This is a genomic window from Anaplasma marginale str. Florida, from assembly GCF_000215485.1.
Classification (GTDB): Bacteria; Pseudomonadota; Alphaproteobacteria; order Rickettsiales; family Anaplasmataceae; genus Anaplasma; species Anaplasma marginale.
In genome coordinates this window covers 1-9,010 of sequence record NZ_AFMS01000003.1, presented here as the reverse complement: position 1 = coordinate 9,010, position 9,010 = coordinate 1, and the positions used below count along the sequence as shown (strand labels likewise).

The 9,010-nt window shown below is 51.8% G+C and carries 8 protein-coding genes, 2 tRNA genes and 2 pseudogenes; 3 read left to right on the top strand and 9 right to left on the bottom strand.

Annotation, left to right across the window (positions count from 1 at the left end; all coding sequences use genetic code 11):
• On the top strand, window positions 1-775 hold a 775-nt coding region (gene zapE, locus GAC_RS00115), incomplete at its 5' end, for a cell division protein ZapE (protein WP_050813509.1).
• Between the two features lie 2 nt (window positions 776-777).
• Here the strand turns inward: zapE and hemH are convergent.
• The 9 genes and pseudogenes from hemH to rlmB form a co-directional block, all read right to left on the bottom strand.
• Window positions 778-1,828, bottom strand: a pseudogene (gene hemH, locus GAC_RS00110) (ferrochelatase).
• A 303-nt stretch (window positions 1,829-2,131) separates the two neighbouring features.
• Complete coding sequence (locus GAC_RS00105) at window positions 2,132-3,085, bottom strand: hypothetical protein (RefSeq protein ID WP_012659050.1); 954 nt, start codon at window positions 3,083-3,085, stop codon at window positions 2,132-2,134.
• Window positions 3,086-3,402: 317 nt separating this feature from the next.
• The gene (zapA, locus tag GAC_RS00100; protein ID WP_012659049.1) at window positions 3,403-3,822 is read right to left on the bottom strand and encodes a cell division protein ZapA; all 420 of its coding nucleotides are present in this window, start codon (window positions 3,820-3,822) and stop codon (window positions 3,403-3,405) included.
• On the bottom strand, window positions 3,823-4,110 hold the full coding sequence (locus GAC_RS00095; protein ID WP_037348940.1) for a DUF4164 domain-containing protein: 288 nt from the start codon (window positions 4,108-4,110) through the stop codon (window positions 3,823-3,825).
• A gap of 175 nt (window positions 4,111-4,285) precedes the next feature.
• The gene (locus tag GAC_RS00090; RefSeq protein ID WP_010265343.1) at window positions 4,286-4,561 is read right to left on the bottom strand and encodes an HU family DNA-binding protein; all 276 of its coding nucleotides are present in this window, start codon (window positions 4,559-4,561) and stop codon (window positions 4,286-4,288) included.
• Between the two features lie 7 nt (window positions 4,562-4,568).
• Window positions 4,569-5,444 (bottom strand): signal peptide peptidase SppA, encoded by an 876-nt coding sequence (gene sppA, locus GAC_RS00085; RefSeq protein WP_010265341.1) that lies wholly within the window; start codon window positions 5,442-5,444, stop codon window positions 4,569-4,571.
• A gap of 9 nt (window positions 5,445-5,453) precedes the next feature.
• Window positions 5,454-7,132: pseudogene (locus GAC_RS00080) on the bottom strand (30S ribosomal protein S1).
• A gap of 64 nt (window positions 7,133-7,196) precedes the next feature.
• Window positions 7,197-7,868 carry a (d)CMP kinase gene (gene cmk / locus GAC_RS00075; protein ID WP_010265340.1) on the bottom strand — a complete coding sequence of 224 codons (672 nt, stop codon included), beginning with the start codon at window positions 7,866-7,868 and terminating at the stop codon, window positions 7,197-7,199.
• Entirely contained in the window at window positions 7,861-8,616 is a 756-nt protein-coding gene (rlmB, locus tag GAC_RS00070; protein ID WP_010268117.1) for a 23S rRNA (guanosine(2251)-2'-O)-methyltransferase RlmB, read from the bottom strand. The genes cmk and rlmB overlap by 8 nt, the downstream gene beginning before the upstream one ends.
• Before the next feature lie 195 nt (window positions 8,617-8,811).
• Here rlmB and GAC_RS00065 point away from each other — a divergent pair.
• Window positions 8,812-8,894, top strand: a tRNA-Tyr gene (locus tag GAC_RS00065).
• A gap of 8 nt (window positions 8,895-8,902) precedes the next feature.
• Window positions 8,903-8,973, top strand: a tRNA-Gly gene (locus GAC_RS00060).
• The last annotated feature ends 37 nt before the right edge of the window (window positions 8,974-9,010 follow it).

Here is a 9,010-nt window from a genome sequence, read left to right as displayed (position 1 = left end):
TCTGCTGCATCACATGCGTGTTGATAACCGGCAGCAGGATAGCCACTGCATATCTTTTGCTGTGAATGCCATGCTACAAGGCGTGGAGCTTTTGTACTTAGATGAGGTGCAAGTCAACGATGTTTGTGAAGCTGTAGTGCTGCATAAAGTATTTTCTGTGCTATTTTCCAAAAGCCTAGTAGTCGTCATGACGTCCAACTATCCCCCACATGGATTGTACGAAGGAGGGCTACGTCGGGAGCTCTTTCTGCCCGCCATATCTTTGCTTGAGCGGCGTATGCAGGTTGTGTCCATGCTTGGTAAGCTCGACTATAGGTCGGTGCGCGGACAAAATGCGCGCAGATATTATGTGGGTGAGGGTGCAGACCAAAAATTGCACGCGCGCTTTGCGGGGCTCGTCGGTTCTGGCAAAGTTGAAAGCGTGGTGCTGACCGTTGGAAGCAGGAATATCGAAGTAGGGAAGGCTTGCAATGCTGTTGCCTGGTTTAGTTTTGAAGATCTGTGCGGCGACAAAAACCCTTTGTGGGTTGCGGACTATAAGGAGATAGCCAAAAACTTCGCTACCATGTTTATCAAAGGCATTCCGGTGTTTGATTTTTTCGCTCAAAACGAAATGCAGCGGTTTATCATGTTGGTGGATGAGCTGTATGAGCGCAGGGTGCGCATATTTTGCTCTCTCGCTGCTGATATTAATGAATTACACACAGGGCCTGCATCGGTAGGCTTCAAGCGCGCCGCGTCCAGGCTTGCCGAAATGGGGGCCGACACATGGTGATGCTAGCGCGTTTCTGCATGGGTATCACCCCGCACTTTTTCCAGCATAGTCCGTACTTGGCGCAGCACGGGGCCGCATTTGCATCTAGTGTGCACACCAGCTTGTATAGGCACTCAATAAACAGTGTATTCACCCCCAAAGTTGGCACCCTGAAATATTGCTGCTCTTCCGGCATCAGTGCCTTGTATTCTATATCGAGTTCCACCAGGGTTTCTGAGTGTTCAGAGACAAAAGAGATTGGCACCACTACTACTGGGACTCCATCATCTTTCGCCCTAAGGATCTCAAGCTGCGTACTGGGCTCAAGCCATTGAGTGGGCCCCACTTTACTCTGATAGCATATGGAGTAGTCCAGAGCTCGTATCCCCAATTGCTCCACAATCGCGCAAACGCTTTGCCGTATCTGTTCTTGGTACGGGTCCCCGCGCTCTACAATGTGTACAGGCAGCCCATGTGCGGAAAATAATATTCTCGGGCTGCTATGGCCCATGGCAGCCTTATTATACTCGTCCAAAATCAATTTGCAGTGTGCTGCTATGTAGTCCTTGTGGGCGTGGTAGCAGCATATGATTCTGGTATCGGGTGCATAGCATGCTTTACGCGCGCTGTTGTTCCAGTCCTCAATTGCGGACAGAGTTGTGGTGCTGGAATACTGCGGATACATCGGCAGCAGCACTACATGTTCAGGCTGATAATCACGAACGGCGTGCAGTGCTTCCCTGGACCCTGGTTTTGAGTGTCGCATGCAGACAAACACCTTGTAAATCTTGCCTGCTGCGGAGCTATTCAAGCGTTTTTCCAGGGCCGAAGCTTGGTGCTCCGTTTCCTCCAGTATGGTAGATTCCCCCCCATTAATGAGTAGATCTTTCTAGCCGACCTTGCTCTGAGCTTCGAAATTATCGTGGCCACCAGCATCCTTAGCGGATACGGCAGCCCCAGTATGCGTCGGTCACTAAACAGACTGAACAAGAATTTTTCAACTTCACACAAAGAGCCCGGCCCACCAAGATTGAGCAGCACCACAGCCACTTTTTTGTTTGATGTTCTACTCACGCTGTTTACAAACTCGATTAAGACTAATGCGCCAACAACTCGGATCTACGCTCACCAGCGCAGTCCACACGGGGCCGTATCGGGCACTTGTACCTGCCACTTGCTGGGGTAATGTCACACCGGGGTAATATCATACGTACTGCACAGGCGACCAACGGCTTTGCAGGGCGGACGAACGCAACCAATGCATCACTATTAGGGAGCGCCGAGCGGCTGCCGCAGCGATGACCAACTCTCCCGCTCCGGTGGAGCTACCACGGTGCGATGCTGAGCTTCCTCCGAGCTGTGCCATAATTGCGAACACTAGCTAAGTTCCGCGGCGGCAACATCAACACGAGGGGAAGATGTTAGCCCTTCTACAGTCACTCCATGCATCAGAGATGGCACTCCGGTAATTCCCAGGGTTGCAATCCACGCGAGATCAAACAAAGCCGACTTTGCCAGGGAGCAAAACTTGCGCGCGATATCTGTTACTCTTGGGAACAGAGCCGTGGACTGTGAGTCTTGGCCAAGGCGTTCGGAACTGCCGTGCCTAACGTGCCTCCTCACTGCATCATAGACGTCATGAAAAAAGCTGGGGATCGAACACAACAACGCCACTGTCATAAGTACAAGTGTAGAGACCAGCGTCACGGCCCGGAAGGGTATAAACAAAACGGCTAGCACGGCAGACTTCAAAAGCGACGCACCTATAGCGCCGGCATTGGACGCGGGCTCTGGTTCACTGTGCATAGAATCCTCATGTTCATGTGCGGCGCCGACGTTTTGCGGGGGGGCCATTCTCGGGAAGGGGCTACCATGCCCGTACATGGGGGATTCCACTCTCGGGCATCCCTTTAAGATTCCAGTGACTCTCACAAAGAGACACACAGCGAACATAGCTCCCCAGCACGCTAGCAGGCAGAGTGCAAGGCTGATGCTTCCGAACCAGTGGAGTAGAGTACACAGCAGCGGAACCAGAACAAACATCTCAGCTGCAGGCAGTATGCTCGCCTTCATGGCTGCAAGGGCGTTACGCATATTACCCCTGTGCACCCTGCGTGCGCCAGGCTCCATGGAGCTGTGACAGACGCCGAGGAAGATTCGCAACTGGATAGCGGATGCTGAAGCTATAAGAAACGACGACGCACCAGAAAAGCCGCAAAGCACAGACTCGCACACCTGTCTGGATAGCACCTTCAGGCGGCTGTGCGACCCGCCACCGCTTTCCTCCGTGCTCCTGCCGCTCGGCTCGGAATTGCTACAACACCCCGGCATACCCCCCCCCGACTGTAAAATTGGGTCCAGTCTAGAGCAAATACCCAGTGCAGTCAACAGTCGGGCAATTGTTTAGCATTCCTGCCCACAAATGCGATGCCACAGAGCAGAGACCTGCACGCAGAGCCCTACCGCGCTTGCGGGGTGCACACACACCGGTGTGGCGCACGACCGCGGATGCACGTACTGGGCTACAGACGCCAGGCCTGCAGCTTACCAGTCTAACAAATGCACAACGAAACTCCAGGACCGCGCGGAAGCCCAGCCACGTTTCACAACACGTCACCAGCGACTGCCGCGTGCGTCAGCATGCCGCTTCAGCAGGTTCCGGCGGCACTTTCTGTATCCTGCACTTCCCTTGCGCGCGTGTCATTAACATATGCCAACAACTCCCTTGTCCGCGACAGGCTGTAGCGCAGCAGCCCCTCAAGGGACCCCCTAAGGCGGACTTCTTTGCTGTGCATTGCCTTATACTCGGACAACTCTTCAGTGGCCTTGTTGAGCTCCTGTGTCAGTTCCTCGACTTTATCCTCAAGCTTCAATCCGGCCAGAAGCAAGAGTAGGGTGTCAGAAGTTCTGCCTCTGCCCCCGCCGGATATTGCCTCCACCAACCTACTCAGCCTGCCGGCAAGCTCACCCAGGCGCTTCTCCTCGCTCGCCCCGCAAGCGACTCTGTAAGTGCTGCCGCGAATCGTAACATCAACGACACGCGAGCCAGCAGGTATCTCTTCAGTCACCTATCCCTCTCTACCGTTTAAAATAGATTTCACTGCTTCTATTGAGGAATTCAGGCCATCAACAATTTCGCTGCACGTCGCTTTCCAATACGCACACTCTGCCTCACGTTGCATCAACGCCTCCTCCAGCAGCTGCTTTTCCGCGGCCAGCTCGCTCACCCTTCTTTCGGACCCAGCTGTACCTGTACCACCCTCGGCACCTAGCCTGCGCGTTAGAGAATCCTCCAATTCATCAAACGCTCTGCGCAGATCCCCGGCGTAGTCCGCATCCTCCGACTTAACAACCATAGGACGATGAACAAAGACCCAAAAACGCAAGTTATTACAGATAACCAAAACATGCAAACTTTTTGTTATCGTCAACCCGGAACTGCAGGGTGGGTTTGAAGAATTGCAAATAGATGGAACCCGCCTATTTTCAGCTACGCTGTGAAAAACGCGGAATGGCCGCCCTTCGGCTGCGCTAACGACTGTCAACAGCCTTAACAAGCTTCTCACTGGGGCGGAAGTATACCCTCTTGTAAGTTGGCTTCGGAAGTCTAGAGTTCAAGCTGTGGTTCTTCAACACGTAGTGTCGAGTAGAGAATGCGCCGAACCCTCTAAGCTCAACTCTGCACCCGCTACTGACACAGCCTACTATAGAGGAGAAAAATATGCCCACGATCTGCGAAACCACGGCCTCACCCAGTGAGGGATTTTTTCTTGCGACGCGCTGAATTAGATCAGACTTGAGGGACATATAGTGTTCATCCGAAAAGCAATACGTGCAGGTACTGTATAGCAGAGGAGAAGAACGCTGGCAAACCAGAATCAATGCGTTGGTAATCCACATCCTTAACGACGCGCACATCAACATCCCTCTGCGTTTTCAGCCACTCCAAAGCCTCCTTTTCCCCTCCTATGGCGTCTATCAACCCGGCTTGTAGAGCCTGAGCCCCGGTATATATCCTGCCGTCAGAGACCGCAGAAACTTTATCAGGGGTGAATCCTCGCCTCTCAGCTACCAAGCCTACAAAAAAGACGTGAAAATCGTCCACCACTCCTTGTATTATGCTTTCACCTTCGGGTGACAGCTCCTCCAGAGGAGACATATTGGACTTCAACGGAGCAGTTTTAATAGATTTCAGTGCAATGCCCAACTTCCCAGCCGCCTCGGCCACGCCGATATACTGCGAGACTACACCTATGGACCCGGTTATGGTACCATGGCGTGCAACCACATGGTCAGCCGCTATGGCAGCCATGTACCCACCCGAGGCAGCTACGTTCCCAAGCACCGCGACCACGGGCTTCTTCAGGGCTATCTCTCTTATTTGTTGATACAAAGCTTCGCTATCGCCCACAGTACCGCCTGGGCTGTCTATTCTAAGGACTAACGCCTTTACAGAATCACTTTCCGCTAGCCGAGCGAGCATTGCTTCCCTGGCCCTGCTACGGCCGATTTCACCGCTGATTCTTACCCTTGCGACGTAGTCGTGAGTTCTCCTCAAGGTTCCAATAACCCTCGAGTAATCTACATGCCCCATAACCAAAAGTAGCAAACACACGACGAGAAAGAAAGAAGCCCTCCACCACAGAACCCTGGAATGTAACGCCTCCATCTTTAGCAAGTGATCAAGCACGTGCAACCCCTATTTCAGCGATAAGACAAGACTGTAAGACCCAACCGTTGAACCTCAGCTTCCACCCTGTCACCAGGAAAGAACTTCTTGTTCTCGGGTAGGTGCTCCTGCTTCACCAATACGTTGAAGCTTTCTGACCCCTCAAATACGTCAACCAGCACACCCATATCTTCTAGAACCTTTGATACGGTGACAGCAACACGGTCACCAACCTCGACCCTCTTGAGCAAATCAAGGAAGGGATCCCGCTCAATCTGCTTAACCCCTAGGTCTATTTTGTTCTTGTTTGTGGCAACCATCAATATTTTGGCCTTCACGAGATCCCCAACGCTGTATTTCTTCAACGCTGCCTCAGGGGAACCACTCCAACTCAGCTCGGTGGAGCGAATCAGTCCCTCTATGCCTGACCCAGAAGTATCATCCTCAAACGAAACGAAAACGCCAAGGCTACTTATGCTCTTTACCCTGGTTGCAACAACTGATCCAACAGGGTGCTTTTCTATAAACGCCTCCCAAGGGTTTTCCTTACACCTTTTTATACTGAGACTCATGCGGTTTTTGGCCGCGTCCAGACTGAGGACTTTTGCCTCAACCTCCTCACCGCGCATGAAAGTCTGATTTACGGGCAGGTGGCTCCTCACCCAACTTACCTCAGACACGTGTATCAACCCTTCTACTCCGGTCTCTAGCTCCACAAAGATTCCATAATCCTCTATGCTTGTGACTATGCCCTTGTGGATACTGTCTACAGGATACCTCTCTTCCACGTTTGCCCAGGGGCTTTCCTCCAGCTGCTTAACTCCCAGAGAGATTTTACGGTTTTCCCTGTCAATCCTAATTATTTTTGCGCGTACCGTCTGTCCGCAAGAAAACACGGCAGATGGGTGGCTCACGCGGCTCCAGGAGATATCTGTTATGTGCAACAGCCCATCTACAACCCCCACGGACGGAGATTCGTGTATGCCTATGAACACGCCATACTTTGTTATGCTCTTGACCTTGCCCTCTATTATGCTGCCTTCTTCCAGCTGGCTTAGGAAAGAATCTTTAGCGTCTGCAAGCGACTCCTCTAACACCGCCTTCCGGGAAACAACGATATTTCCCTGCTTCTTGTCCATCTTGAGAATGCGGAACTGCTGCTTTTTACCCAACAAGGGGGTAATATCTTTAACCTGGCGCAGCCCCACATGGCTTGCAGGCAGAAAGGCAACAACGCCCCCGACATCTACGGTGTACCCACACCTGATGGAGCCAAAAATAACCCCTTCCACATCAGTTTTCTCTTCCGCGGCCTTTTCTAGCTTTTGCCATAATTCGTCTCTTATTGCCTTTTCTCGGCTAAGGACCACGCTGCCGCTTTTACCCTCAATCTTTTCCAGGCACAGCTTGACCTTAGAACCGACTTCAACGTCCTGCCCGCCATCGCCAAGCTCAAACTCCCTAAGGGAGACCACGCCCTCGGACTTCAGCCCCGCATCGACGGTTATATACCCGCCGTCCATGCAGATAACTGTGCCTTCTATTATCTCGCCTTCCTTCGGCCCTTTATCCAAGAGCTCAGACAGAGCATCAGAGAGGTCAGCATCGCCCGACTCTATATCATCAAAGCCGTGGCTCACAAACCTGTTGGAATACATCCTGCTTATACTACCAGAAGCACTACCCTGCAAACCCGTACCCGACGACATACACTAAGCCCGCAAACAACGAAAAGAAAACAACGAGTGGCAATAATATACCGTTCGCGCAGTTTTACAAGAACGTTTTTATTTTTTCCACCAATTCCTGCAGAGCAGTGGCCTTTTGCATGTGCGAGTTGTTCAGATATATAGCATCCTCAGTGCGCACCAGTGGCGCAGTACTCCTACGAGTATCCCTGATATCCCTATGCAGCAGGTGGAAGAGTACAGTTTTGTACATTGCCTTGCAACTAGAGCCGCGCAGCTGTTTAAAGCGCCTTCGTGCCCTAACTGACGCATATGCGCTGACGAAGATCTTCACATCGGCATTTGGGCATACAACAGAAGCTATATCCCTCCCGTCTACAACGGCGCCATGTGGGGCATTGAGCACAAATTGCTGCTGTATTGGCAGCAATGCAGATCTGACTCGGGTATCTTTCGCGAACACCGATGCCGTCCTTCCGACGCACTCGCTGTAGTACTTCGGGTCATCATCATTCAGTGCTGACAGTATTTCTTCTTCTTCCTCCGCACTTAGCCGAATTTCCCCGTGGCCGCGAGCCTGTGAGTATTTGTGCGGGAATTTGACTGCGAAAACTCTGTACAACTTTCCGGTGTCTAGGTGTTGCATGCGCAAAATGTTGGCTATTTCCTTGGCTAGCGTGCCCTTGCCGGAACAAGATGGCCCATCGATGGCTATAACTAAGCGTTTGCTGTGCTGATTGCCCGGGTTATTAGTCACGCACACTTCCGTGTAGCTGTAGATAACTCGAATATAGCGCTATTGCGGCTGCGTTAGACACATTCAGGCTATCAATCCTTGCCGACATTGGGATTTTGACTAGATGATCACAATGCTCCCTTGTCAGCCTCCTTATGCCCTTTCCCTCCGAGCCCAGTATTATGGCTCTGCGCTCACAAAAGCTAATTTCGTGCAAGGCCTTATCCCCGCCCGCATCCATGCCGTAGCACCAGTATCCATTCTGCTTCAAGTATTCCATCGTTTTGACCAGATTGCCCACTTGCACCACCGGGACGATATCTGCGGCTCCGCTGGAAGCCTTTGTAATTGTGCAGCTTTCGGAAGGAGAGTGATGTTCCGGTAGGATGACCGCGTCTGCATCAAAGCAGGCGGCCGACCTCACTATTGCACCTACGTTGTTGATGTCTGTAACTCGATCTAGAATAACCACGGTAGAAGCCTCGGAAGGGTTGGCTGACACTATATCCTCCACTCTGAGCTTGCTACCGTCGCGCCCGGAGAGCTCATCAACCATGAGTGCGATCCCCTGATGCGCCATTCCACCGTGACCCAAAATCTTGCTGATCTTCTCCGCTGCAACTCTTTTTGGGTATACGCCTTTGCTCTGTGCCATACGCGCAACTTCTGGGTACTTCTTCAGGAACTCTCCGGTAACTAGCATATCTCTACACACCCTATTCGGGTTCTGAAGCGCAGCAATGCACACATGTCTACCGCATATCCACATGCACCCTCCGTGATTTCTGGTGCGACCCATAACTTTGTTGTTGTAAAGCCTAAAAATTTTGCTAACGTATGCAGTGACGTATTGTAGGGTTTAATTTTTCTGAATCAACTCTAGAATCGCAGTTGGTTTTTTTGGTATTACTTTTGTGAATTATGTGCTATTACAGGGGCGGCGCCTTTTTTGCTAAGTCTCAGGGGAGGGGTGGCCGAGTGGTCAAAGGCAGCAGACTGTAAATCTGCCCACTTATGTGTACGTAGGTTCAAATCCTACCTCCTCCACGGCTGTTGCGGGTATAACTCAGTGGTAGAGTAGCAGCCTTCCAAGCTGCCCGCGTGGGTTCGATTCCCATTACCCGCTCTTTGGAAGGTATCTTGTCGCTGTAATGTGTTATTTT